General features: G+C 41.6%; 22 protein-coding genes. 7 read left to right on the plus strand and 15 right to left on the minus strand.

Going from position 1 to position 25,437, the window contains the following annotated elements:
- Positions 1-7 precede the first annotated feature (7 nt).
- Together rlmKL and purT are read right to left on the minus strand one after the other, a co-directional pair.
- Complete coding sequence (gene rlmKL, locus OS173_RS05275) at positions 8-2,137, minus strand: bifunctional 23S rRNA (guanine(2069)-N(7))-methyltransferase RlmK/23S rRNA (guanine(2445)-N(2))-methyltransferase RlmL (RefSeq protein ID WP_267183225.1); 2,130 nt, start codon at positions 2,135-2,137, stop codon at positions 8-10.
- Complete coding sequence (gene purT, locus OS173_RS05280) at positions 2,137-3,333, minus strand: formate-dependent phosphoribosylglycinamide formyltransferase (RefSeq protein ID WP_267183226.1); 1,197 nt, start codon at positions 3,331-3,333, stop codon at positions 2,137-2,139. The genes rlmKL and purT overlap by 1 nt, the downstream gene beginning before the upstream one ends.
- 130 nt (positions 3,334-3,463) lie before the next feature.
- Between purT and OS173_RS05285 the strand changes: the two genes are divergently transcribed.
- The 4 genes from OS173_RS05285 (at position 3,464) to asnS (ending at position 7,739) form a co-directional block, all read left to right on the plus strand.
- The gene (locus OS173_RS05285; protein WP_407659809.1) at positions 3,464-4,057 is read left to right on the plus strand and encodes a peptidylprolyl isomerase; all 594 of its coding nucleotides are present in this window, start codon (positions 3,464-3,466) and stop codon (positions 4,055-4,057) included.
- Positions 4,044-4,757, plus strand: a complete 714-nt coding sequence (locus OS173_RS05290) for a UDP-2,3-diacylglucosamine diphosphatase (protein ID WP_267183227.1) — start codon at positions 4,044-4,046, stop codon at positions 4,755-4,757. Before OS173_RS05285 ends, OS173_RS05290 begins: the two co-directional genes overlap by 14 nt.
- 82 nt (positions 4,758-4,839) lie before the next feature.
- Positions 4,840-6,324, plus strand: a complete 1,485-nt coding sequence (locus OS173_RS05295) for an aminotransferase class III-fold pyridoxal phosphate-dependent enzyme (protein ID WP_267183228.1) — start codon at positions 4,840-4,842, stop codon at positions 6,322-6,324.
- A gap of 17 nt (positions 6,325-6,341) precedes the next feature.
- Positions 6,342-7,739 carry an asparagine--tRNA ligase gene (gene asnS / locus OS173_RS05300; protein WP_267183229.1) on the plus strand — a complete coding sequence of 466 codons (1,398 nt, stop codon included), beginning with the start codon at positions 6,342-6,344 and terminating at the stop codon, positions 7,737-7,739.
- A gap of 26 nt (positions 7,740-7,765) precedes the next feature.
- On the opposite strand, the gene OS173_RS05305 is transcribed toward asnS, so the two are convergent.
- The 4 genes from OS173_RS05305 to pyrE form a co-directional block, all read right to left on the minus strand.
- Positions 7,766-8,569 (minus strand): DUF1338 domain-containing protein, encoded by an 804-nt coding sequence (locus OS173_RS05305; protein ID WP_267183230.1) that lies wholly within the window; start codon positions 8,567-8,569, stop codon positions 7,766-7,768.
- Between the two features lie 91 nt (positions 8,570-8,660).
- Positions 8,661-10,331 (minus strand): glutamine--tRNA ligase/YqeY domain fusion protein, encoded by a 1,671-nt coding sequence (locus OS173_RS05310; protein ID WP_267183231.1) that lies wholly within the window; start codon positions 10,329-10,331, stop codon positions 8,661-8,663.
- Between the two features lie 87 nt (positions 10,332-10,418).
- Positions 10,419-11,267 (minus strand): symmetrical bis(5'-nucleosyl)-tetraphosphatase, encoded by an 849-nt coding sequence (locus OS173_RS05315; RefSeq protein WP_267183232.1) that lies wholly within the window; start codon positions 11,265-11,267, stop codon positions 10,419-10,421.
- On the minus strand, positions 11,200-11,841 hold the full coding sequence (pyrE, locus tag OS173_RS05320; RefSeq protein WP_267183233.1) for an orotate phosphoribosyltransferase: 642 nt from the start codon (positions 11,839-11,841) through the stop codon (positions 11,200-11,202). The genes OS173_RS05315 and pyrE overlap by 68 nt, the downstream gene beginning before the upstream one ends.
- A gap of 147 nt (positions 11,842-11,988) precedes the next feature.
- Here pyrE and OS173_RS05325 point away from each other — a divergent pair, with 147 nt between their 5' ends.
- Complete coding sequence (locus OS173_RS05325) at positions 11,989-12,756, plus strand: exodeoxyribonuclease III (protein WP_267183234.1); 768 nt, start codon at positions 11,989-11,991, stop codon at positions 12,754-12,756.
- A 48-nt stretch (positions 12,757-12,804) separates the two neighbouring features.
- Here the strand turns inward: OS173_RS05325 and OS173_RS05330 are convergent, their stop codons facing one another.
- The 5 genes from OS173_RS05330 to OS173_RS05350 form a co-directional block, all read right to left on the minus strand.
- Complete coding sequence (locus tag OS173_RS05330) at positions 12,805-13,956, minus strand: toxic anion resistance protein (protein WP_267183235.1); 1,152 nt, start codon at positions 13,954-13,956, stop codon at positions 12,805-12,807.
- Between the two features lie 124 nt (positions 13,957-14,080).
- Positions 14,081-14,929 carry a 5-bromo-4-chloroindolyl phosphate hydrolysis family protein gene (locus OS173_RS05335; RefSeq protein ID WP_267183236.1) on the minus strand — a complete coding sequence of 283 codons (849 nt, stop codon included), beginning with the start codon at positions 14,927-14,929 and terminating at the stop codon, positions 14,081-14,083.
- A 79-nt stretch (positions 14,930-15,008) separates the two neighbouring features.
- Positions 15,009-15,899 (minus strand): adenylate/guanylate cyclase domain-containing protein, encoded by an 891-nt coding sequence (locus OS173_RS05340; RefSeq protein ID WP_267183237.1) that lies wholly within the window; start codon positions 15,897-15,899, stop codon positions 15,009-15,011.
- Positions 15,896-18,133, minus strand: a complete 2,238-nt coding sequence (locus tag OS173_RS05345; RefSeq protein ID WP_267183238.1) for a thiamine pyrophosphate-dependent enzyme — start codon at positions 18,131-18,133, stop codon at positions 15,896-15,898. The genes OS173_RS05340 and OS173_RS05345 overlap by 4 nt, the downstream gene beginning before the upstream one ends.
- A gap of 2 nt (positions 18,134-18,135) precedes the next feature.
- Complete coding sequence (locus OS173_RS05350) at positions 18,136-19,302, minus strand: acyl-CoA dehydrogenase family protein (RefSeq protein WP_267183239.1); 1,167 nt, start codon at positions 19,300-19,302, stop codon at positions 18,136-18,138.
- 164 nt (positions 19,303-19,466) lie between these two features.
- Between OS173_RS05350 and OS173_RS05355 the strand changes: the two genes are divergently transcribed.
- Both OS173_RS05355 and OS173_RS05360 read left to right on the plus strand, forming a co-directional pair.
- Entirely contained in the window at positions 19,467-20,444 is a 978-nt protein-coding gene (locus OS173_RS05355) for a cupredoxin domain-containing protein (RefSeq protein ID WP_267183240.1), read from the plus strand.
- A 6-nt stretch (positions 20,445-20,450) separates the two neighbouring features.
- Positions 20,451-22,424 carry a serine/threonine protein kinase gene (locus tag OS173_RS05360; RefSeq protein WP_267183241.1) on the plus strand — a complete coding sequence of 658 codons (1,974 nt, stop codon included), beginning with the start codon at positions 20,451-20,453 and terminating at the stop codon, positions 22,422-22,424.
- 60 nt (positions 22,425-22,484) lie between these two features.
- Here the strand turns inward: OS173_RS05360 and OS173_RS05365 are convergent, their stop codons facing one another.
- The 4 genes from OS173_RS05365 to OS173_RS05380 form a co-directional block, all read right to left on the minus strand.
- Entirely contained in the window at positions 22,485-22,916 is a 432-nt protein-coding gene (locus tag OS173_RS05365; protein ID WP_267183242.1) for a group I truncated hemoglobin, read from the minus strand.
- Positions 22,916-23,764 (minus strand): DUF3034 family protein, encoded by an 849-nt coding sequence (locus tag OS173_RS05370; protein ID WP_267183243.1) that lies wholly within the window; start codon positions 23,762-23,764, stop codon positions 22,916-22,918. Before OS173_RS05370 ends, OS173_RS05365 begins: the two co-directional genes overlap by 1 nt.
- A 171-nt stretch (positions 23,765-23,935) precedes the next feature.
- Positions 23,936-24,628, minus strand: coding sequence for a DUF4124 domain-containing protein (locus tag OS173_RS05375; RefSeq protein WP_267183244.1), 693 nt, complete (start codon positions 24,626-24,628; stop codon positions 23,936-23,938).
- 13 nt (positions 24,629-24,641) lie between these two features.
- A complete protein-coding gene (locus tag OS173_RS05380) occupies positions 24,642-25,436 on the minus strand; it encodes a hypothetical protein (protein WP_267183245.1) in 795 nt (264 codons plus the stop codon).
- Between the last annotated feature and the right edge of the window lies 1 nt (position 25,437).

Raw genomic sequence — 25,437 nt, forward strand, 5'->3', positions numbered from 1 at the left:
TGATGGGTTAATGAATTTTATCCTTAAAGCGAATTTTAAAACAGTGGTGGATACTGCTACCGGCAAAATCCGGATCCAGACTTTCTTGCGTGATATCTTTAACATCATATTTATCCGATAAATTCTTATCTAACTTAAACTGTTTAAAGTTATTGGAAAAATATAACTCTCCACTGGGAGACAGCAACTGCATGCAGCGATTAATCATCTCATCATGATGTTGCTGCAATATCCAATCTTCATCACGTGAATGTGAATTTGAAAAAGTCGGAGGATCGACGATTATTAAATCATAAACATCATTACTGGTATCTAAAAAACTCATCACATCCTGACGCAAGAACCTGTGTTTACCTTTCAGATTATTCAAATCAAAATTATCTTTGGCCCATTGTAAATATGTTTTTGAGGTATCAACACTATCCACTTGGACAGCACCACCCATAGCGGCAGCCACAGAAATACTGCCGGTATAACAAAATAAATTAAGTACACGTTTGTTTTTAGACATAGCTTGCACGGTACGGCGTAACCAGCGGTGATCTAAAAACAATCCGGTATCTAAATATGTCTCAAAATCAACGCGATAGCGACGACCTTGTTCATTCACTACTTTTATGGCGCCTTCTGCTTGTTTTTCATATTGACTGTCACCGCTTTGCTTACGTCGGGTTTTTAAATGAATCAGCTCACGTCGTGGTTGTAATACCGATTGAATTGCCAATAACGCCTGCTTTAAATGCTTTTCAGCCTGTTTTTCCGGAATGGTTTTTGGTGGCATATACTCTTGTACCACCACGTGGTCATGGTAACAATCAACAGCCACTGAATATTCGGGTATATCAGCATCGTAAATCCGATAACAATCAATGTTGTCCCGGGTCAGCCAATCACTCAGTTTCGCTCTATTTTTTTTCAGACGGTTGGCCATCATCTGTGCCGAAGAAGGTAACGCAAAATGTTGGTTATCAGGTACGGTAAAGCGATTTGATTTATTGATATCCATTAAGCGCAGTTGTATTGGTATACGACCGTTAAAAAATAAATATGAGGCTTGTTCCTTATAACCTAATAACCATGCCAATGATTCATCCGGCGTTAAAATAGCTGCCTGTGCTTCACGAACATTGTTCGCCAACCAGGCAGACAACTGTCGCCAACTGGATAAATAATTTTTCTGTAAGCGCACGCCATAAGGCGGATTAGTAACGATTAAATTATTTCTCGGCGGAATTTTAAATTTATCCAGGGTTTGATAATGAAAACCAATGCGCGCACCGCCGGCCAGGTTATGGCTGTTATGCTGCGCCAGCTCAATCGATTTTTTATGATGGTCAACACCAATGATTTGACCACGATAACGTTGAGTCGCTTGTTGATGTCTTTCTTCAGCATCATCCACCAACTGATGCCAGCCATTTATGTCAAAATGATGCCAACTAAACAAGGCATGACTTTTATAGTCTTTATTGGGTGCTAAATCTGTGGCCATGGCCCAGCCTTCTAACAACAAGGTGCCTGAACCGCACATGGGATCGATTAAATGGTAATTTTCCTGCGCTTTTTCCGGCCATCCTGCACGAATAAGAATTGCTGCTGCTAAATTTTCTTTTAAGGGTGCTAAGGTATTTTCCGTGCGATACCCACGCTGATGTAAGCTATGGCCGGTAATATCTTGAAACAAGGTTAACTGATTGTGACGTAGGTGACCATATACACTTAAGTGACCATCTTTCTTAACCACATTGGGTCGTTTCTCAAAACTTGAAAATAATTGATCAACCACGGCATCTTTGACCACTTGAGATGAAAAATGGGTATTGGTTAAGCTGGGGCCGGTACCTGAGAATCGTATTGCCACGGTGTCGGGAAATTGACGACATAATGAACGCCACGGAATGGTGCTGACAGCATTGTATAAATCATTTTTATTGCGGCAGGAAAATGCCCCCAATTTAATCATAATGCGATTAGCTAAACGACTCCACATAATCAATCGTGGAAATTCAGCCGGTGACATCTTAAAGTGAACCCCTGCCAAAGCTTCTTTAACCTCAGTACCACCTAAAGCAATGATTTCATCTTTAAGGATTAATTCCAACTGTTTAGGGCATGTGGCAAAGGCTTCTATGGTCATTATATGTCCTTGGAATTAATATGAATAGCAATAGCCACTGCCATATCATTAACCTTTTTACGTGCGGCATTCAAAGACCGCGCGGTGGCTAAACACACACCTAACCTTCTTTGTCCGTTTATCTCAGGTTTACCGAATAACCGCACTTGGGTTCCGGTTTGAGTTAAAGCTTGAGCCACACCGGTATATGTTATGTGATTGCCTTGACCTGTGCCTAATAGCGGTTTAGATGCACTTGGCTCGAAGTTTTTAATGGCCGGAATGGGTAGCCCCAAAATGGCCCGCAAGTGTAACGCAAACTGACTCAGATCTTGGGAAACCATGGTCACCATACCAGTATCATGGGGTCGCGGAGAAACTTCTGAAAAAATAACATCTTCACCTCGGATAAAAAACTCAACCCCAAAAATACCCCAGCCGCCTAAAGCTGTGGTTATTTTTTCAGACATTTCCCGGACTTTTGCCATGGTGGTGGCTGTTAACGCCTGTGGTTGCCATGATTCGATGTAATCACCGGCTTGTTGTAAGTGACCAATGGGTTCACAAAAAGTAACACCTTGCGCATGTTGAACTGTTAATTGAGTGATTTCAAAATCATACTTAATAAAAGATTCAACAATGACTTCACCGGCGCCGGCACGACCGGCTTCCTGACTAACTCGCCATGCTGACTCAAATTCTGATGGTTCTCGCACAATGGTTTGGCCTTTACCTGATGAACTGATAACCGGTTTGACCACACAAGGCAAACCTATGGTTTCAACGGCCTTACAAAAATCAGGGTAATTATCAACAAACCGATAGTCACTGGTTTCTATTCCCAGTTCTTCAGCGGCTAAATGACGAATTCCTTTGCGGTTTAATGTTAAATCTGCCGCTTTTGCTGAAGGCACCACTCTAAAGCCCGCTTGTTCAGCTTTAATTAAAGCAGCGGTGGCGATGGCTTCTATTTCTGGAACAATTAGGTCTGGCTTTTCATCTTTAATTAACTGTGCCAATTGTACGGCGTCAAGCATATTGATAACCCGTGACGATTGAGCCACTTGCATCGCCGGTGCATTGTTATAACGGTCTACAGCGACCACATTTATACCCATGCGCTGAGCCTCTATGGTTAATTCCTTGCCTAATTCACCGGCACCCAGTAACAGCAGTTTAATCGGTTGATCTTGGGGCTGAGAAAAAAATGACTTCATGTATAGTGCGAAATACGATAAAAGCCCGACATTATAGCATTGAATGAATGACTTGAAATGCCAGTGTTTTTGCTGGAAAACAATGGCCATTATGGGTATCATGACATTTTTTTAAATTTGCTTACTAATCATGAAAAAATACTTGGCAATATTCTTATTATTATCTGGTTTTACGGTTATGGCTGACAACACTTTTGTCAAAATGCAGACATCAGAAGGCGATATTTTCCTAAAATTATATGACGACAAAGCACCCAAATCAGTGGCTAACTTTGTGCAATACATCAATGATGACTTTTATGATGGCACCATTTTCCACCGCGTTATTAGTTCATTTATGATTCAAGGTGGCGGATTTACCGAAGATTTACAACGTAAATCACCCCGCGGCCCTATTGAAAACGAAGCCACCAATGAACTCAAAAACAACCGTGGCACCATTGCCATGGCCAGAACCGGGGACCCCCATTCAGCGACTTCACAGTTTTTTATAAACGTTCAGGACAATGCCGCTTTAAACTTCACCGGCAAACAAAACACCAATACCTGGGGCTATGCAGTTTTTGGTGAAGTTGTTAAAGGTATGGATGTTGTGGATGAAATACGCTTCAAGCCAACCGGCGGTAAACCGCCTTTTAGACAGGATGTGCCTTTAGAAAATGTTGTCATTGAAGATGTGACAATTATTACTGAGCTACCTGCTGATGTAGATGCCAAGTCGTAAAATTTTATTTATAGCTGACTTACATTTATGTGAACAGCATCCTGAAATAACGACTCGTTTTATTGATTTTTGTCGACGACAAGCTTTAGATGCCGAACGACTTTATATTTTAGGTGATTTATTTGAATACTGGTTGGGCGATGATGCCATCGATGCTGTCGCCCAGACAGTTCAAACCGAATTAATAATGCTGGCCGAAAACGGTTGCCAATGTTTTTTTATGGCCGGGAACAGGGATTTCTTATTGGGAGAAAAATTCGCACAAACCTGTCAATTGGCTATTCTACATGAACCTGAAATTATTCAATTATTTGAACGATCAACGTTGTTGGTGCACGGCGATGCTCAATGCACCGATGACATTGCTTATCAACAAGCCAGAAAACAATTAAGAAACCCCCAATGGCAACAACAATTTCTGGCTAACTCCATTCCCGAACGTATTGAATTTGCGCGACAAGCCCGACAACAGAGCCAAGCTCACACAGGCCGCTCCACGATGGACATCATGGATGTTAACAATGTCGCGATTGAACAATTATTCCAACAACATCAAGTGAATTTAATAATTCATGGCCATACCCACCGTCCAGCCGTTCATCAGCATGGTGACAACACACGCATTGTTTTAGGTGACTGGCACCACCAAACCCATTTCTTAGAAGCCACTCCAAGCCATTTAAGATTGGTTAATTACTGAGTTAGACTCAAGTCGCTGGACGTGGCTTTCATGGCAATTCATGCTAAAATGCGCCACTGATATTTTGATAGAGACATGAGTTATGACAATGATTGACAAATTACATACATTAAAGTCAGCCGGCGGCCAAAGACTAACAAAGGGTTTAAGTGACGAGATAATTAAATCATTTATCGAGCAAGATCCAAATCTGTCCACTGCCATTGACAATGCTGTGGAACAATATGACTTTGTTAAACAAAGCTATCCGGACATAATAGATTTAGATGAAGCCGATCAAATTGCTTTTGTACAAGAATCTTTTGTCAATTTTTATGCAGGCGATGCCATCAATCCTTACGTGGCATTAGCCGCTAAAGGCCCATGGGTCATTACTTTAAAAGGTGCTGTTCTTCATGATAATGGTGGTTATGGTATGTTAGGTGCGGGTCATGCCCCTGATTATGTGCTTAAAACCATGGCCAAACCCCATGTCATGGCAAATATTATGACTGGTAATATTTACCAAAGACGACTCACAGACTTATTACAAAAAGAAATTGGCTTAAATCGTGAAAACTGTCCTTTCACCCAATTTATCTGTATGAATTCAGGCTCTGAAGCGGTTACTGTGGCTTCTCGTATTTCTGATGTTAATGCAAAAAGACTCACTGGCCAAAAAGGTGATCACTACGGAAAAACCATTAAAATCATGGCTTTAGAAGGTGCATTTCATGGCCGAACCGATCGCCCAGCTCAATACTCAGATTCGTCCTTAAAGTCTTATAAGAAAAATCTGGCCTCATTCCAGGGACGAAATAACTTAATCACAGTTCCCATAAATGACATTGAAGCACTTGAACAGGCTTTTGATCAAGCCGCTCAAAACAATGAATTTATTGAATCTTTGTTCATGGAACCGGTCATGGGCGAAGGCAATCCCGGTGTCGCTTTGACCCCTGAGTTTTACGCCAAAGCCAGAACGCTGACTGAAGAACACGGTTCGTTATTGTTGATTGACTCTATCCAGGCGGGTTTACGCGCACAAGGATGCTTGTCTATTTGTGACTACCCGGGTTTTGAAGAATTACCGGCGCCTGATATGGAAACCTACTCTAAAGCCCTTAATGCCGGACATTATCCATTTTCGGTACTGGCTTTGAGTGACAAAGCAGCCTCTTTATATGTGGTAGGCATTTATGGTAATACCATGACCGCTAACCCCAAAGCCTTGGATGTGGCCTATGAAGTGATTACCCATATGACACCGGATATAAAACAAAACATCCGAGACAAAGGCCTGTTGTTCAAAACCAAACTGACTGAACTTAAGGAACGTTTAAATGGCGAGATAACTGCCGTAGAAGGCACCGGTTTGTTGTTTTCTTGTGAACTCAGCGATGATTTCAAAGCCTATGGCAAGGACAGTATTGAGGAATATTTACGTTTCCATGGCGTGGGTGTTATTCATGGTGGCGAAAATTCCTTACGGTTTACTCCACACTTTAATATTACTGAACAGGAAGTTGATTTGATTGTTGATGCGGTTGAACAGGCCATTGTCAACGGTCCTAAAAAACAAGACTAACAATACACGAGATTATTATGCAGCATAATTCAATAAAAAGCTTATTGAAAAACCAGGTCCCCACTGAAACAAAGGTTGAAATTAAAGGTTGGATTCGCACCACCCGAGATGCCAAAGGTTTCTCATTTTTAGTGGTTCATGACGGTTCCTGCTTTGACGGCATTCAAGTGGTGGCTGATCAGGATCTAACAAACTATCAATCCGAAATAACCAAATTATTCACCGGTTGTTCAGTGATTGTTAATGGCACCCTGACTGAGTCAGGGGGCAAAGGCCAGAATTTTGAAATAAAAGCCGATGAAGTTAAGGTGGTTGGCTGGGTTGAAAATCCCGACACCTATCCGGTTCAACCTAAACGCCATAGTCTGGAGTTTTTACGAGAGGTTGCCCACTTACGCCCTCGAACCAATACCTTCAGCGCCATGATGCGGGTTCGCAATACCATGGCACAAGCTGTACACCAATACTTCAATCAAAATGGTTACTTATGGCTACACACCCCAATAATCACTGCCAGTGACTGCGAAGGTGCCGGTGATTTGTTTCGGGTCAGCAACTTAGACTTACTCAATATCCCCAAGACGGAAAAAGGTGATGTGGATTTTAGTGAGGATTTTTTTGGTAAAGAGACCTATTTAACAGTTTCCGGACAATTAAATGCTGAAACCTATGCCTGTGCCTTAAGCAAGGTGTATACCTTTGGCCCAACCTTTCGTGCTGAAAACTCTCATACCCAGCGACATTTGGCGGAATTTTGGATGATTGAGCCGGAAGTGGCATTTGCTGATCTAAATGACATGGCAGAATTGGCTGAGGATTTTTTGAAATTTTTAGTCCGCAAAGTGCTCGACAATAACGCCGACGACATGCAATTTTTCAATCAGTTTGTTGATAAAGGCTGTATTCAACGTTTAGAAACCCTACTCGATGATCACTTTGAACAAATCGATTATGCTGATGCCTTAGACATTTTAGAAAAAGCCGATGCCAAGTTTGAGTATCCGGTGAAATGGGGTCTGGATTTACAAACCGAACATGAGCGTTATTTAACCGAACAGCATTTTAAAAAGCCCATCGTAGTAAAAAACTACCCCGAAGAAATCAAACCGTTTTATATGCGTCTCAATGATGACGGCAAAACGGTGGCCGCCATGGATGTCCTGGTGCCCGGCGTCGGCGAAATTATGGGTGGCTCACAACGTGAAGAACGCCTTGATTATCTGTTGAACCGAATGAAAGCCCATAACTTAGATGAAGCGGAATACAAATGGTACACCGACCTACGTCGTTACGGAACCGTACCCCATTCCGGTTTTGGTGCCGGTTTTGAACGCTTAATCAGTTATGTTACAGGTTTATCCAATGTGCGTGACGTAATTGCGTTCCCACGCACACCCGGTAATATTAAATTCTAAAAGAAGTCAAAAAACCGGTTTATTATTTAGACCGGTTTTTGACTGTCCGTACTTTCAAAAATCTTATCAGCCGAAGCGGCGATAAAGCCCTGGTACAAACGACCATTGGCTTGTGGATAGCGTTTGGCAAACTCATAAAAGCAGCCGGGAATGGTGTGTTCGGCATCTTTAAACTCAACATGAACCATGTCCGCCAATGTTGATGATTGCTCTAATAACTGTTCCGGCGTGCCTTTAACCAAACCACCTGATTCGTTCAATCGAAAATCCTTATTTTGTAAAAATACATTCAGGGCTTGAATATCAAAAAAGGTCAATAAATGATTAATTGAAACCGTAAAATGATTGGCGCGATAACCAAATGCAGCCATCCATGCCGCATATTCACTTTCTTGTAATAGCTGAATGTAGTCGGCAAATGATAATTGCCATGGGCGACCACTAAATAAGAAGTCAATCTTATGGGTCAATGCAGAATCAACTTGGGCATCTAATCCGGTCACAATCTCCTGTAAATTAGCAGAGAGAGATTCAACATTTAATTCACTGAGAAATATTTTCGGATGATTCGGATCCTTTTCATGTTCAAAATGGACCGCCGTGAGGTTTTTAGCTGTAAATTCATAATCCCCTTTGACCTGATAGCCCAACTGTTCAATCAAAGGGGCTAAGGCTTGTAAACCTAATTTTTCTGTACCAAATGTCCGTAAAGCCACATGGTCATTTATCGGCTGCTCACCCCGTTCAGCCAGTAACTCATGAATCGCCGCGGCCTGTGGCGTGATGGCGGTATACTGTTGCCATAAAGCCTCAAAAAATTGATTAACCATAATAATTTAACGATTGAATTAAACCAATAGTGTAATATTAATCTTTAGAGTAAGGCACCTAACAAAGGTGCTTTAGCTAACTTTTATGTATTTAATCATCGTTTTCTTCGAGCTTCGCCCAAGAATCTCGCATGGTGACCACTTGATTAAATACCGGCAAATCCGTTTCATGGGTTTTGTCACGTTTAAAATAAGCATTACGTTCAAACTGATACACCACCTCTTGATCGGCGTCCATTAAATAAGGTTCCACAACGGCTTCTTTAAGAATGGTTAAAGAGTCGGGGTTAATGGCTTCTAAAAAATTGTCTAACGCAGCCGGATTGGGGTGATTAAATAAACGATCATATAAGCGCACTTCAATTTTTTTGGCATGTTTCGCTGAAACCCAATGAATCGTACCTTTGACTTTTCGGCCATCTGCAGTACCACCACGACTTTCCGGGTCATAGGTGCAACGCAGTTCAACCACATCGCCCTGCTCATTTTTAATGGCTTTATGACAGGTAATATAATAGGCATGTCGCAACCGTACCTCACGGCCTTCGGTGAGACGGAAAAATTTGCGGTTGGCGTTTTCTTTGTAATCACTGTGCTCAACATAGATTTCACGACCAAAGGGAATGTCATGCTCACCAAAACTGTCATCTTGCGGATGGTTAGCACCGGTGAGAATTTCTTCTTTATCTTCTGGGTAATTTTCGATCACGACTTTTAAAGGTTTTAACACGCCCATGACACGAGGAGACACTTTATTCAAGTGACTGCGCAAGGTGTCTTCAAGTACTGTCATGGAAATCACTGATTCGCTTTTACTGACACCCACGCGTTTAATAAACTCACGAATCGCGGCCGGCGGGTAACCCCGGCGACGCATTCCTGATAATGTGCTCATTCTGGGGTCATCCCAGCCATCGACCAATTTGTTTTCAACCAGCTCGTTAAGTTTTCTTTTTGAGGTGATGGTAAACGATAAATTCAAACGCGAAAATTCAATTTGTTGCGGGTGGTTTGGCATACTGATGTTATCCAAATACCAGTCGTACAAGGGCCGATGGTCTTCAAATTCCAAGGTACATAAGGAATGAGTAATGCCTTCAATGGCATCGGAAATACCATGGGTAAAATCATACATGGGATAGATGCACCAGGTGTCGCCGGTGTGTATATGGTGCATGCGTCGAATGCGGTAAATCACCGGGTCGCGCATATTGATATTACCCGATGTCATATCAATTTTAGCCCGCAGAACCTTACTGCCATCGTCAAATTCACCGGCATTCATGCGTTGAAACAGGTCTAAATTTTCGGCCACACTGCGTTCACGGTATGGGCTGTTTTTGCCGGGGGTATTAAAATCGCCGCGATTTTCCCGGATCTCTTCAATGGATTGGTCATCCACATAGGCCAGGCCTTTATTAATTAGTTCAATGGCAAAGTCATAGAGTTGTTGAAAATAATCAGAGGCATTGTATTCATGTTCAGCCCAATCAAAACCCAACCAACGCACATCCTCTTTAATCGCCTGCGCGTATTCAGCACTTTCTTTTTCCGGATTAGTGTCGTCAAAACGAAGGTGGCAGGTGCCATTATAATCAGCCGCCACACCAAAGTTTAAACAGATGGATTTGGCATGACCGATGTGTAAGTAGCCATTAGGTTCCGGTGGAAACCGGGTCACAATATCGGTGTGTTTACCGCTGGCCAAATCGGCATCAATAATTTGGGTAATAAAATTTTCTGTTACGTATTTATCAGTCATATAAGGTCAAAGAAAAAGTACAAGATTAAGCGGCTATTTTGGCAGTAATGGGTAAAAAAATCGACCTTTTGTTACTTCTAATCAGTATTAACTAACTTGAATAACTTGTTGGTCATCTAATCGCACTGCTGTTAACGCCCCACCCCAGACACAACCACTGTCTAACCCATTGACTAATCCTTTTTGATAAAGTCCTAAGGTAGACCAGTGTCCGAAGTATAATGGTTTGTTTATGTGGTTTTCCGGTAAATACTCAAACCAAGGTTTTAACCCTGGTTTTTTTGTGGTCGCCATTTTTTCTGTAAAATTAAGCCCACCGGCTGTGTCCAAAAATCGCATTCGTGTGAGGCTGTTAATAATAAACCGCCATTGTTCGACTTTATTTAAGTCATCTTGCCAAGCTTCAGGGTAATCCCCGTACATATTACGAAGATATTTAATCGGTTTCCGATGTAACTTTTGTGCCGCCCAAGCAGCCCGCTGTTTAAAAGTATCAAAATCCCAAAAAGGATACAATCCAGCATGGCTTAATAAGGCATTTGGTAAATCAATGATTAACGGACAATGCAGTAGCCAGTTCATTAATAAAGTATGATCAGGGGCTTCAAAGATGGCTTTAAACTCTGCATTTTTGCTGCGTTTTTTAGGCAAATGGTAACGGTACAACAAACTTAAATCATGGTTTCCAAGAACCGATTGGCAGTTTGCTTGACGCGCATACACCCATCGCAGCACGGCTAATGATTGGCCACCTCTATTAACCAAATCACCTAAAAAGTACAACCGATCTCGATCAATGTTAAAATTGATTTTTTTTCGCAAGGCCATAAGTGCATCATAGCAACCTTGCACGTCCCCGATAACATAATCAGCCATTTTGCTGACATCCGTAACGACGTCGATACGCTGCCACGCGACCGGCTTCGTCACTGTCATCAGGCAACATAGCCATTAAATCATCAAGACAGGCAATGGCTGTGGTTTGTAGCCCATGATTTTGTTGTAATTCCTGCATCGCTGAAATGTCATCAACGCCTTTTTCTTGACGATCTAAAGCCACTGCAACTGCCACCGGTCGAGCACCTGATTGGTTAATTAAATCAATGGACTGTCTAACTGAAGTGCCGGCAGAGACCACATCATCAACAATCAATATACGCCCCTGTAACGGAGCGCCCATTAACTGACCGCCCTCGCCATGGTCTTTGACTTCTTTGCGATTAAAAGTTACTGGGATATTACGTTGATAGCGTTGTTGATAGGCCACTGCGATACTGGTGGCCAAAGGAATACCTTTGTAAGCAGGTCCAAATAGACCATCAAATTCAATACCGCTGGCAACAATTGTTTGGGCGAAATAGTCACCCAATAACTGTAAAGAACGGCCATCATCAAACAAGCCTGCGTTAAAAAAATAAGGACTCACACGTCCTGATTTCAGCGTAAATTCGCCTAATTTAAGAACGTTTTTTTCTAATGCCAATTGTAAAAACTGTTGGGCAATGGACATGTGCGTGTTATTAAATAAAAACAGACATCTTCTAAAAAGACGTCTGGAATTGCAAGTTTTTTGCATAAGTCATTTCAACAAATTTAATCGCGTTATTTTTGTTACCTCTTGTCACAATGTTATAATCATTCGCTTTTTGCTTCTAATATGAGAATCATTACACTCAACGCCAACGGCATTCGCGCTGCCCAACGAAAAGGCTTTTTCCCCTGGCTTCAGCAACAACAGGCTGATTTTGTCTGTATCCAGGAAACCAAAGCACAATTACATCAGTTACCTCCGGCACAATTTATACCGCAAGGCTATCATTACTACCAAGCTGATGCCCAAAAGAAAGGTTATTCCGGCGTGGCTTTACTCACTAAACAACAACCCATTAATGTTGAGTACGGAATTGGTTTCGATTCATTTGATTATGAAGGCCGCTGGGTAGCAGTTGAAATGCCTGAATTAATTGTGGCTTCCTTGTACATGCCTTCAGGTTCTTCTAAAGACAGCCGTCAAGATTTTAAATACATCTGTATGGATCATATTGAACAAAAAATCCTGACCCTAAAAGCACAATCAAAGCCTTTTATTATTTGTGCGGATTGGAACATTGCACACAAAAAAATTGATATTAAAAACTGGCGTGGAAATCAAAAGAATTCCGGCTTTTTACCTGAAGAACGGGAATGGATATCAAAACTATTAGATGAGCATCAGTTGGTTGATGCGTTTCGACAAGTCAATCAAAAAGAGCATCAGTACTCTTGGTGGTCTAACCGTGGTCAGGCTTGGCAAAACAACACTGGTTGGCGTTTGGATTATCACTTAACTTCCGCTGATTTTAAAGACACGGTACAACAGGCAAATATCTATAAGGATGAACGATTCTCTGATCATGCACCGGTGACCATCGATTATTCACTTTAAGTTATGCGGAGACAGTTCATCACTGTCTCCGCGATATCAAAGCTAAGGTTACTTCTTGGCGTCATGTTCAACTTGGCTGTACTGCGCTTTTGAAGTCAGCAAAGCTTCACGTAACTGACTTTCAGTTTGTTGCAATTCAATCACCGCTGCTTCACGCTTGGCTTTACCTTCTTCGGCAATTCTTAAGCTGTCATCAATGGTGGCTATCAATTTTTGGTTGGCCTCTTTGATGACTTCAATATCAAACACACCCCGCTCCATTTGCTCACGCACTTTACGGTTAGCAATTTGTAAATTTTCAGCATTCGCTGCCAACATTTCGTTGGTTAAGTCAGTGGCATCTTTTAACGTGTCTGCAGCTTGCTCTGAACGCCAGATGGTCACGGTTTGCGCCAACTGCTGACGCCATAAGGGAATGGTGTTGGCGATGGTTGAATTGATTTTATTGATCAAGCCCTTATCATTTTCTTGAACCAATCGAATACTCGGCAAACTCTGTAAAGTCACCTGACGGGTTAATCTTAAATCATGCACCCGGCGTTCTAAATCGGCGGTGGCAGAACGGATGTCTCTGAGTTTTTGTGCGGCCAGCATATCATCGGTATTGCTGGCTTCTTTTTCCATTTGAGGAATCACCTCATCATGTAACTGACGCAGCTTTTCCTCACCGGCTTTAATGTAGTCTTCGAGATTATGAAAATACTCCAAATTAGCCACATATAAGCGATCTAAACTGGTGATGTCCTTTAACAGAGTGGTTTTATGCCCTTCTAACTTAATGGTGATTTTTTCAATTTGACTTTTAACATCTTCATACTTTTGCAAAAATTTAACCAAAGGCTTTGACTTGCCGAACAATCTGGCAAAAAAACCGGGCTTTTTATTGGGATCCAGTTCGTCCACATCAAAACCACGAATGGTGGCAACCATTTCATTCAAGGCTTCACCGGATTGACCTAAATCCTTATTTTTGACTCCCTCCAGCATTTTATCTGAAATATCCGTGACTTTCTCCTGGGCTTTGGTACCGAAGAAAATAATGGAATTGGCATCAGCGATATTAATTTCCGCCATCAACGCATCAATGCGCTGTTGTTCCTCACTGTCGGCATCCTGATAAGACACCATTTCATTGGTTACGCCGGGTACGATTTCATCCGTAAGGGTTGATTTAACTTCTGTTTTTGTTTCTTTTGTCATAATTGCCTCGTTTTTTAAAATAGAGACCTATGTATTGATCTACGTCTTTGGAAAAAAGCCAAATTTAGGGCCTGTTAAGGCAATTAAAAACTTTTTAACATGATGTACGATTAATTCATAGGTCTCAGCTAATGCCTTGTTTTTCTAATAGGGTATTGAGTACTTCAATATCCACATCTAAATCGAATACTTCATTTTCAATGAGTTTTTGTTGTTGCTCAGAAAACACATTAACAATGTTCTGTAAAACAGCTTTAAAGTTCGTATCCAATGTATCATTTTCTATTTGTTTATGGGTTTTTGCATAACGTTCAATAACGCTTTCCGTGGCATGCAAATAGGAATGTAAGAATCGTCTGGCTTGGGGGATTTTTTCCGGTTTGTCTACCAAGGTTTCAATCACATTCCGCGCCAATCGTACAATATCATGTAAATAACCTTTAAGCGCCAAATTATCGATGTTTTTTTCAGCCTGTTCAATATTTACAATTGATTGTTCACTGACCGCTAAAATGGTTTGACTGTCTTTGTCTTTAACCTCCTTAAAAGCACTGCCACCGACCGCATCCAGACCGTACCATAACCAACTGCCTATCGTGGCAGCTACACCGTGACCAAGGGCTGACATTAAACCCAAACCAGCCACTAATAATGATCCGGCGAAAGAGGCAACACCTAAGGACAAAGACGCCAAAAACATCAATGGAAAAGGTTGTTTTAAGGTATATTTTCTTTGCTGAAAATGATACTTATTTTTACGCCCTTTACTCATCCAAACTGCGCTGAGCAAAACCCCAAAAAACACGCCAAATGACATTAAAAAAAGCCATAAATGACCAGTGATTAATTGCCACAATGAGACAAACAAAAAAGGCACGCTATATAAATACAATAACCAAGCTGTGGATTGAAACTCAATTATTGTCTTCTTGGCACGTTCACGGTATTTGACCGGTCGTTTATTGTTCGTCATTAAAACATCCTCAAAGCCAAGTAAAACAGGCTTAATGTTAATAGACCGAAGCCGGCCAATTTCTTGATAAATTCAAGCATTATTTATTCACCTTATAATGGAGTAATTTATGTTGTTCGGAAAAATCCATTTGCCCAAATGCAATCCATCCTTCACCTTGTAATAAAAAACTATCTCGGTGTATGCGTATCGGGGTTGTTCCTTTTTGCTGTACCCAGCTGCCATTGGTGCTGTTATCGGTATATTTAAAATTGCCCCCTTTAAAATCAAACTCACCATGATAACGAGAAGTACGTAATAATTTTACCTGGATATCACAATCATCGGCTCGGCCAATCGATAAATGCGGCGTATTGATATTGAGACGGTATTGCTTATCGTTAATGCTCATGCGCACTTCACCTTGCTCAAAAGGCAACTTAATATCTAATGTTGAAGTGACTCGAGTAAGTTTACTTTTATCTTGTTGCCATAAAATTTCTACCATCTCTATGGCTTGAGACTTGCCTTTAACATCGATCGCGCCTAAAGAGCGGAACATCGGTAATTGATCTGTCCGACATTGTTTTAGGGTTGATTGATTGGTTATGATTTGATTTTTTTTAGCAAAGGAAGCCATTCGAGCAGCTACATTCACGGCATCACCAAAAACATCATTTTGTTCTACAATCACCTCGCCACAATGCATGCCGATACGAATTTGTATCTGTGGCTTATTCTGCTCAGGTTGTTGATTCAATAATCTGTTTTGCATTAAGCTTGCAGCTGTGATGGCATCATCTGCACGGCTAAAGGTGCACATAATTTCATCGCCAATGGTTTTCACTAAATGACCGGAGCAGTGATGAACATCTTGTAATAATTCATTGAGTACGCTGGCTATGCATGTCCGTGCCACATCATCACCGTATTGATCAAACAAGGCGGTGCTATCAGCCACATCAGCAAATAAAATACATAATTCAGTCAATGAATCTCCTCTATACGAAGTAACTGTTGATAAATTGAATCAACATTCGGCAACACCAAAGCCGCAGCATCCGCCAAAGGTGTGTAACAATCACTGCCGGTTAACAGATGAATCTGTTTGCTCTCAGTCGTTGTTGTCGTTAAGACGGTGATCACCCCTTCACCAACACAACCCGAGCGTCTACCTTCATCCACCACTAAAATTTTATCAAATTTTTCAGCCATTTGCTTGATTGCTTTTTCATTTAACGGTTGCAACCACCTCAAATCCATAACCTGAACCCGTTTATGGTGGTTATCGGCTAACTTTTTAGCGGCTTTTAAACTCAATAAAACGCCGTTTCCGTATGTTATTATGAGGACATCTTTGGCTTGACTGTGATAAACCCGTGGTTGTCCCAGGGGCGTATAAGCACCCGGTTCAGGGTATTGGGTGTTCCATAAACCATCCCCTTCATGGTATAAATCCTTTTGCATATATAAAGCAATCGGTTCAATAAAAACGGAAACACGTTTATTAACATGAGATAAAGCCGTTAAAGTGCGCATCATACTGACCGCATCATCTCCACGCGAGGGACACGCGACAATAAGACCTGGAATATCACGCAAGGCGGTGATGGAATTATCATTATGGAAATGACCGCCAAAGCCTTTTTGATAACCTAAACCTGGTATTCTGATGACCATCGGGTTAGAAAATTGACCGTTGGAAAAGAATTGTAAACTGGCTGCCTCACCGCGAATTTGATCACAGGCATTGTGAAAATAAGCCAAATACTGGATTTCAGGTACCGGCAATAACCCTAAAGTGGCATAGCCCTGAGCCAGACCTAATATGGTTTGCTCATCTAATAAGGTATTAAACACGCGTTTTGCAGAAAACTGTTTAAATAAATTTTTAGTGACCGTATAAACACCGCCTTTTTGAGCCACGTCCTCACCGAATATAATCATATTTGGATGTTTTAACATCAAATCCTGCAAACCACGGTTAATTTGAATGGCCATGTGTTTGGGAGCTTGATTTTCCGGTAGCTGTTTATCACTGCCAAAATAACGCAAACGTTTATCCGAATCTAACTGAGCAGCCTGTTGATAGACATCAGTTTTATCAATGGGCGCCAAAGGTGCAGATACCTCCTCTATGGAGATTAATTTCTTTCGGACATGAGCTTGTTCCGCTTTTGCCATACACTCATCATAAACTTTATGATAGAAATCAATAAGTTCACTTGGTTCTTTAATTCCATGGTTGATTAAACTGGCAGCTGTTCTTATAAGCGGATCTTTGGCCTCATCAGCCAATAAATCTGTCATTTTACGGTAATCCACTTCAAAATCAGTGCCGGCATGACCCATCAGACGGGTGGTTTTTAAATGCAAAAACACCGGTTTACGTTCTTGACGACAAAAATCAACGGCCCTTTTCACTTGTAAATATCCGGTTTCTATATCCAGACCATCGGCGGCAAAATACTGCATGCCCGGTCTAAATTTAAAACTTTCGGCAATCCAGTTTTCCGGTGTTTTCACCGATATACCAATGCCGTTATCTTCGCAAACAAATAAGATGGGCGTTTTGAGTCCTTGAAAAGCGGCCCAGGACGCGGCGTTAAAAGCACCTTGGGCGGTGGAATGGTTGGCACTGGCATCACCAAAATTGCACAACACAATGGCATCATCAGGAATCGGCATCTGCGCTTTTAACCGCTGCGTTAACTCAACACCTAACGCACACCCCACCGCTTTCGGTAAATGACTGGCGATGGTGCTGGTTTGCGGTAAAACCCATAGAGGTTTAGAGCCCCAGACTTTATGCCGGCCACCGGATGCCGGGTCATCAGCGGCAGCGGCAAACGATAGGCAAGTATCCCAAATTGGATCAATGCCGGGCACATGGCGAGACCGTTCCATCATCAAGCCACCACTGCGATAGTGCAAAAAAGCCGGGTCCGTATGTCGTAACAGACGTCCCACCATGGCGTTGCCTTCATGTCCCGATGAACCAATGGTATAAAAAACTTTATTATCCAGCTTTAACACCCGTGCCATTAGATCCAATTGTCGTGAACGGACTTGCGACTCAAATAATTCCCATAGACTGTGGGCATCTAAACCGTTGACGGATAGATCATTTTTGGGTGTTTGTGGCTGGTAGTTTGCAACAAAATCAAGAAAATTCTGATTAACCACTTCAGCCCGGTTAATCTTTTTGCTGGTAACTTGTTGCATGATTAAAACGCGTTTTTACCGGTCAATTCACGACCCACCACCAATTGGTGAATGGTTTCAGTGCCTTCATAGGTAATCACACTTTCCAGATTAAGCATATGTCGAATGGCCACATGTTCGGTGGTAATACCGGCACCACCCAGCATATCTCGGCATTCTCGGGCAATATCCAAGGCCATACGAACATTATTCCATTTCGCCATGGATATTTGAGTGGGTTGTAACTCATCGCGATCCTTCAACTGACCCAAGCGGTAAGCCAATAGCTGTGCAGTACTGATACGTCGAGACATATCGGCTAATTTTTGCTGAATAATTTGATTACAGTCCAAAGTCCGATCGAACAAAACACGCTCAGCGGTGTAATCCAGAACCTCCTGTAAACAGGCTTGCGCAGCACCAATCGGGCCAAAAGAAATCCCAAAACGGGCATTGGATAAGCAACTCAAAGGGCCTTTTAAACCTTTGACTTTCGGTAAGCGGTTGCTGTCCGGAACCCGCACATCATCAAAAAACAAGGCCGATGTCACTGACGCCCGTAATGACATTTTACGGGTAATTAACTCGGTATCAAATCCAGGCATGTCTTTTTCAATGATAAAACCTTGAATACCGTCGTCAGTTTGCGCCCAGACAATGGCGATATCCGCAACAGACCCGTTTGTAATCCACATTTTTGAGCCGTTAATAATCCAGTCATCACCGTCTTTTTTAGCCCGGGTTTTCATCGAAGCGGGATCAGATCCGGCGTGGGCTTCGGTAAGACCAAAACAACCGATAACCTCGCCACGTGCCATCGGCGGTAACCAGCGTTGTTTTTGTTCGTCAGAACCAAAGGCATCAATGGGGTACATACACAGCGAACTTTGCACCGAGGCAAAACTCCTCAAGCCACTGTCACCACGTTCTAATTCCTGACAGATTAAACCATAGGACATGTAATCCAAACCGGCACAGTCATAACCCTGAATGGTGCTGCCAAATAAGCCCAAATCCGCCATTTCCGGCACCAATTCCATGGGAAAGGTATGAGCCTCAAAGTGCTCTGCCACCAGGGGCAAAAAACGTTCATCAACCCAACGGCCAATGGATTCTTTCACCATACGTTGTTCATCATTAAGCATGGCATTGACATTAAACAAATCAAGTTTATCGAGTTCTTTGGACATAACTGACTTTATCCCATTAAAAAATCAACCATTTTACAAGAGCTGTCCGGAGAGTGATAGTTTAATGTATTGATATCTGATTAATTCAGCACCGCACTAAAAATTTAGTGGTAATAGAAGTATGAGTATGCCACTATAATATTTTCACAAAACATCAGCGCCCCATGAGATTTCAAAACTTATTAACCCGAGGTTTTTTATTGTGTTTACTGTATTTGTTGATAAGTGCATGTAGCCAACATCCCACCACAACCAAAGACAAAGTAGCCGTAGAACCCCCACATAAAAAAATCCAACCTGAAGCGACTGAACCTGAAGTTCCTGAGCCTGAAGTTCCTGAGCCTGAAGTTCCTGAGCCTGAAGTTCCTGAGCCTGAAGTTCCTGAGCCTGAAGTTCCTGAGCCTGAAGTTCCTGAGCCTGAAGTTCCTGAGCCTGAAGTGCCTGAGCCTGAAGTGCCTGAACATGAAGTGCCTGAACCTGAAGCGATTGAACCTGAGGCGGTTGAAACTGAACGCATTAAACCAAGCCAATCTTTACAGGTTTCCATAACAGGACAAATTGAACTTAACCAAAACCAAATTCGAAGAGAAAATGCCCAGGTCGATAAAACTGTCATTTATTTTCAACCAGACGACATCAGCGACATTAAGCTTAAGCCCGAAAGCCATGAAATCATCACAGAAAACAAACGTTTTGCACCCGATGTTCTGGCCATTACCAATGGCAGTACGGTGCAGTTTCCGGTAAAAGACCCTATTTTACACAATGTGTTTTCAGTCACTCCGGGTAACAATTTTGATTTAGGACTGTATTCGGAAGGCACCACCAAGAGTCACACTTTTAATCAAACCGGTATAGTTTATGTCCATTGCAATGTCCACCACGCCATGCAAGCCGACATTATTGTTTTAAATACCCCCTATTTCACCTATGCCGATGATTCCGGTCAATATATCTTAACTGACTTGCCAAATGTCTCTGGAACACTGCATTTTTGGCACCCACGCGGCCAACAATTATCTGTCGATATTGAACAACCATCAACAATCGACACACTCGATAAAACGCTGATAATCACCCGACCCAAAGTTCCCAAACACACCAATAAGTTTGGAAAATCATATCGACCCACCAGGAATTAAATACGCATGAAACAAGGTTTAAAACTAAGCACCAAACTAACCTGGACAGTGATTGTTTTAATTACCCTCACTGTCATTATTTCTATATTAGTTACCCTGTATTTTGGGCAGAACATGGCCGATCAAAGCATCGATGAAAAGCTACATAACAGCCAGCTTATACAAGATGAGTTTATTACCCAAAAAACCCGTCAACTGGAATTGGTTACCTTATTAGTGGCATCTGATCCGGCTTTTGTTGCGTATATTGCTCAATCATTATTTCAACTTAACAATGAAAACAATCAAATTGATACTTCTTCGATTGCAGATTTGCTGAGAGAGCGACAACAACAGTTCGGATTTGATGTCGCCATTATTATCACGTCGGACGGCCAACAAGTGGCAAGGTCTGATCAACCCACAGCGCCAAGCCGGAATCTCACAGATAAGCCATTAATCAAAAAAGTTATGGACAACCTTATTCCGGTGAGTGGTTATTGGCAAGATGGTGATCAATATTATCAAGCAGCGGCTGTGCCCTTGGCACGTGGCAGCAATTTAGTGGGCTTTTTAATGACCGGCACCAGAATCAACAACATAATGGCAGCAGATATTAAGCAATTAACCGGTACCGATGTGTCTTTTTTACACCGAGCTGACCAAACCAACGTACTCGCCGGTACATTTAATTTAAACCAAAACCAATCCATTAAAACGCAATTAGACAATGGCTGGGCATCAGCAGAACAACAGATTCATAAATTTAGAATTGAGGGGCGTGAGTTTCAAAGTCGATTATCTTTAATGGCACCACAACATGGCCTGTATTATCTTAATGCAATTCCATCAGATGTTATTTTAGCGCCCTTTATCAAAACCCGAAATACCCTGATTATAGTGGGCATTATTATGATTATTGCCGCATTTTTAATGGCTGCTTGGGTGGTAAAAACCGCCTTACTACCCCTTCGCAAAATCAGTCATGCCACCAAACAAATGGCAGCCGGTGAATACCGCACAGATTTTCCAACGAAGGTGGGTGCTGATTTGGCTGAATTAAATCAATCGGTTAACTCATTAGCCAACGACATTAGGGGGCGAGAAAGCTTAGCCAAACACATGGTACAGCTTAGCAAACAGTCACAACACAGCATTGCTCCACAGCTCAAAAAAGACTTAATAACACCCGGAAAAGTCATTGGTGATCGATTTAAAATTTTGCAAAGTATTGGGGTTGGCGGTATGGGCGCGGTATTTAAAGCCGTAGACCAGGAACTTAATGAAGTGGTGGCACTGAAAGTTCTTAAGTCAAAACAACAAACTAACCAAGCAGTCGACCAACTTAAGGATGAAATCAGAATGGCGCGGCGCATCAGTCACCCCAATGTGGTACGGATCCACGATTTTGGTCAAATCGGTGACAAGGTGTTTATTTCCATGGAATACGTCCAGGGTTTCACCTTGCATCAAATCATAAAACATGCCGGCAAGATGCGCGCTTTTGCAGCACGACATGCCGCCATTCATATCTGTCGCGGTTTATCCGCTGCTCATGAAGCAGGTGTTATCCACCGTGATTTAAAGCCTGACAACATTATTATTGAATTAGATACCTCTGTTAAGCTAATGGACTTTGGTATTGCTTCGGTTGATAACGTCATTGGTCGTGTCAATAAAGACCAAGAAATTGGTGGTACAATGGCATATATTTCACCGGAACAAGCACAAGGTCATGGCGTCGATGAACGTTCAGATATATACTCTTTGGGAATAATGTTGATGGAAATGTTTGTCGGTAAAAGACCATTTTATGATAAAGACATCGAACAACTCATGCTGAAACACACATCTGAAAAACCAAGACCGATAACAGATTTCTGGGCCGATGCACCGGCTGAACTTAATACACTAATCATGGCCTGTTTAGCAAAAAAGCCAACAGACCGTCCACAATCTGTGAATGAGGTTTTAAAACAATTAAAATCCATCCGTTTTTAAAACACATTTATAAAACCCACTTCGTCATAAAGTTTAAATGAAGTGGGTTTTAACAATAAATTATTCGTAAGTAATGTCTTCTCGCATCGATGCAAATATGGCCAGTACTTTATTTTGTAAGCGATAAGGCACCTCAGCCGCTTCCATGGCATCAATAAAATCACTGACAAAGACATCAAATTCAGAATACTTGATGTCCATGCCACTATGGGTTTCAATCATATCTAAACCTTCATAAACACAAGGACCGCCGGTTTCCATACAAATTTGACTGACAATTTTTTCATGCAATTCATCTCGCACGGTATCTTCAAATAAAAAGGCGATTTTTTCATTGTTTAAAATACGATCTAACAATTCCTTGGTGATGGTATTAATCACGGGTTCTCCACCTAAGGCTTGGTATAAATTGTCATCTGAAGCGTGTGCTTGATTTAATGAACAAGACAACGTGATTACGAATAGAATAGATTTTATGGTTAAGTTTTTCATTAGAAGCTCCCGTTAATTGACAAATAAAACCCTTTTTGATCGGTTAAAGTGGCCACATCGCCGATATCGGCATAAGCCGCCACCACTGAAACATGCCGATTTGGTATCCATGCCAAAAATACGTCCCGCCAATGACTTTCAGTTGCGAAACTTAGATTTGAATTTTTTTCTCGAAAATCAAATCCCACAGCCCAAGAACTGTTCAGAAACAAACCCAATGAAGTTTCAACGTTAATATGACGCGAACCTAAATCACCACCAAAACCCAACAAACCGATTTCATTGGCTTCAGTGGAGCGTAAAGTAACTGTGGCAAAACCGTTAAAACCAAAGGGCTTTGCCAAAAACAGCTTACTGGCACTGATGTAATAATCAACACCGCTGTCATCTCTGGCGCCCACTAAGCCGGGAATGAGAAAATTTTTATTCTTTTTATATTGCACCCCAAAAGCGATTTGAGGCATCTTTGTATAGACAAGATTTCCGGCTAATCTGACTTTCAAACCAAAAACGTCTTGGCGTAAAGTGGCACCGGGTAAACCGATGGCTGGCCCTAACGTGTCTAAATCAAAAGATTGGCGTGCCAAAGAAAATTCCAGCCGATTATGCCAGCCCACAGCAACACCATGTGCCTCAAATTCATAATCATCTGTTCCTAAAAATGTATAAGCTCCAGTGAAGTCAGTTTCATCAGATTCACCATAGCCGGCAATCGTTGCCCAAGGTACAATACCGCTTCCTGATGAACCTTCGACTTGCATCACTGCACCGGTGCCTAACTGACGGCTGCCTGCCTGCAATGTACTTGCAAACATCAAAAATATAAAAAGCCATGTAAAATTTCGCATACTATCCTCCTTTTATTATAAATAATTGAGTTTATTCACATGACCGTGAAAAGCATGTGATATTTTTCATAACTAACTTTTTATATGCCAATTTTTTATAAGCTTATTCACATACTACTTAGCTATTAGTCTGGTATTAGAACAAAAAAACATTAACTGTACTTCAACAAATTAAAGTGTAGATTTTTTCGTTTCCTCCGAATTATCTGTGTCTTCAATTTCTTCAGTTATGGGCTCGATGGAATCAGTTTCACCAGTGTAATATCGATATTTAGCCAATTCATCGTTGTATTTTTCTTTGGTTTCCTTAATTTCTTCGGTTTTATCAACGATGTAGGTTTGCTGATTTATAATTTGTTCTCGGCTTTTTTCTATTTGAGTGGTAAAAGCTTCAGATACCACACCGCCACTTCGCTCGGTGTCGGCGGCCCGTTTTAATAAATCATCTAAATTTCGTTTCTGAATAATCAAATTTTCTTCCGCTAACTCAATATTACGTTTTAAGGCGTTTATACGCTCTTCCTTTAAGCGAACGATTTGATTGGCATTACTGTAGGATTTAATGAGTTTATTTCTCTCTTCTTGCTGTTGTTTTTTAAGTTCAGCTTGGCGTTTTTCCTCTGCTTTTAGGCGTGCCATCTCTTCTGCTTTTTGTTGGCGCTCTTCGGGTGTCAATGCGCGATCCACTGTGTCTTTAACGACTCCTGTTTTGTTCAATTCCTGACGAGCTTGGTCATTGTATTCAGGCGGTACTTTATCACTGTAGTGAACTTTTCCGTCCTCATCGACCCATTTATAAAGCTTTGCTAACAATGGTTCCTGAAACAGAACAAGTGTTAAAATTAATAATAAGTGTGTCTTCATATTTTTCATTTCGCTATCCTATATTAATTAAGACTATAAAAGCCACCAACACCAACCAAACCATCAACATGCGTTTTAATACCGCTAAAGTGGTGTTGCGGACTGTTAAGAAATCATCTGATTTAAAATCTTCAATTTCACAATTTTCTACGGCAAAATCCATGGCTTCATACAGCAAAGGTAAATGCTGACGATACCAATCTTGACGTTTTAAGTATCGCTGGCAATGGTGCCAAATTCGGTCAAAGTCACTGGCAATCAATAATGACAATGTCATTAACCAGATAACCGGATAAGACAACAACGCATATAAACGACCTATCAAGCCATCTGACGTTGTTTCCTCATGGGCAAGCATTTGCTCTATTAGCCGATACAACAAGGCACCGGCAGCGCCCATTACAACAAACCAAAAAATAACGGCAAACCAGCGATGAATGGCTTCATTGGTGAGCTTGCTTATGAGCCATTGCATGCTGTTCTCTGAATCAGTATCTTCCGGCAGTTTAATTTCTTTGGCGCCTACCTCAAGCTGTTCAGGGCCTAAGCAATAATACAAAATAAGACTATTAAACACCAAATACCATAATTGGTGTTCATGTTGAATCAGAAAAAAACGTGCAAGCAACGCCACAATAACCACCGGCAATAGCAATACAATAAGCCTATTAAGCCACATTGGTTTAAGCCAATCGTGCTTTTTAAAGTAGGCAACGATTGTCACCCACCAAGCAAAAGACTGTAGGGTTTTGGGCTTTCTTATCCAGTGGAATAATCCAAAGGCAATTAATATAGCCAATAGTTTCATG

Source organism: Marinicella gelatinilytica (genome assembly GCF_026410405.1).
Classification (GTDB): domain Bacteria; phylum Pseudomonadota; class Gammaproteobacteria; order Xanthomonadales; family Marinicellaceae; genus Marinicella; species Marinicella gelatinilytica.

Bases quoted from the DNA above. Each gene is read 5' to 3' on its own strand.
- rlmKL (WP_267183225.1), bottom strand. From the start codon at position 2,137: ATGACCATAGAAGCCTTTGCCACATGCCCTAAACAGTTGGAATTAATC.
- purT (WP_267183226.1), bottom strand. From the start codon at position 3,333: ATGAAGTCATTTTTTTCTCAGCCCCAAGATCAACCGATTAAACTGCTG.
- OS173_RS05285 (WP_407659809.1), top strand. From the start codon at position 3,464: ATGAAAAAATACTTGGCAATATTCTTATTATTATCTGGTTTTACGGTT.
- OS173_RS05290 (WP_267183227.1), top strand. From the start codon at position 4,044: ATGCCAAGTCGTAAAATTTTATTTATAGCTGACTTACATTTATGTGAA.
- OS173_RS05295 (WP_267183228.1), top strand. From the start codon at position 4,840: ATGACAATGATTGACAAATTACATACATTAAAGTCAGCCGGCGGCCAA.
- asnS (WP_267183229.1), top strand. From the start codon at position 6,342: ATGCAGCATAATTCAATAAAAAGCTTATTGAAAAACCAGGTCCCCACT.
- OS173_RS05305 (WP_267183230.1), bottom strand. From the start codon at position 8,569: ATGGTTAATCAATTTTTTGAGGCTTTATGGCAACAGTATACCGCCATC.
- OS173_RS05310 (WP_267183231.1), bottom strand. From the start codon at position 10,331: ATGACTGATAAATACGTAACAGAAAATTTTATTACCCAAATTATTGAT.
- OS173_RS05315 (WP_267183232.1), bottom strand. From the start codon at position 11,267: ATGACAGTGACGAAGCCGGTCGCGTGGCAGCGTATCGACGTCGTTACG.
- pyrE (WP_267183233.1), bottom strand. From the start codon at position 11,841: ATGTCCATTGCCCAACAGTTTTTACAATTGGCATTAGAAAAAAACGTT.
- OS173_RS05325 (WP_267183234.1), top strand. From the start codon at position 11,989: ATGAGAATCATTACACTCAACGCCAACGGCATTCGCGCTGCCCAACGA.
- OS173_RS05330 (WP_267183235.1), bottom strand. From the start codon at position 13,956: ATGACAAAAGAAACAAAAACAGAAGTTAAATCAACCCTTACGGATGAA.
- OS173_RS05335 (WP_267183236.1), bottom strand. From the start codon at position 14,929: ATGACGAACAATAAACGACCGGTCAAATACCGTGAACGTGCCAAGAAG.
- OS173_RS05345 (WP_267183238.1), bottom strand. From the start codon at position 18,133: ATGCAACAAGTTACCAGCAAAAAGATTAACCGGGCTGAAGTGGTTAAT.
- OS173_RS05350 (WP_267183239.1), bottom strand. From the start codon at position 19,302: ATGTCCAAAGAACTCGATAAACTTGATTTGTTTAATGTCAATGCCATG.
- OS173_RS05355 (WP_267183240.1), top strand. From the start codon at position 19,467: ATGAGATTTCAAAACTTATTAACCCGAGGTTTTTTATTGTGTTTACTG.
- OS173_RS05360 (WP_267183241.1), top strand. From the start codon at position 20,451: ATGAAACAAGGTTTAAAACTAAGCACCAAACTAACCTGGACAGTGATT.
- OS173_RS05365 (WP_267183242.1), bottom strand. From the start codon at position 22,916: ATGAAAAACTTAACCATAAAATCTATTCTATTCGTAATCACGTTGTCT.
- OS173_RS05370 (WP_267183243.1), bottom strand. From the start codon at position 23,764: ATGCGAAATTTTACATGGCTTTTTATATTTTTGATGTTTGCAAGTACA.
- OS173_RS05375 (WP_267183244.1), bottom strand. From the start codon at position 24,628: ATGAAGACACACTTATTATTAATTTTAACACTTGTTCTGTTTCAGGAA.
- OS173_RS05380 (WP_267183245.1), bottom strand. From the start codon at position 25,436: ATGAAACTATTGGCTATATTAATTGCCTTTGGATTATTCCACTGGATA.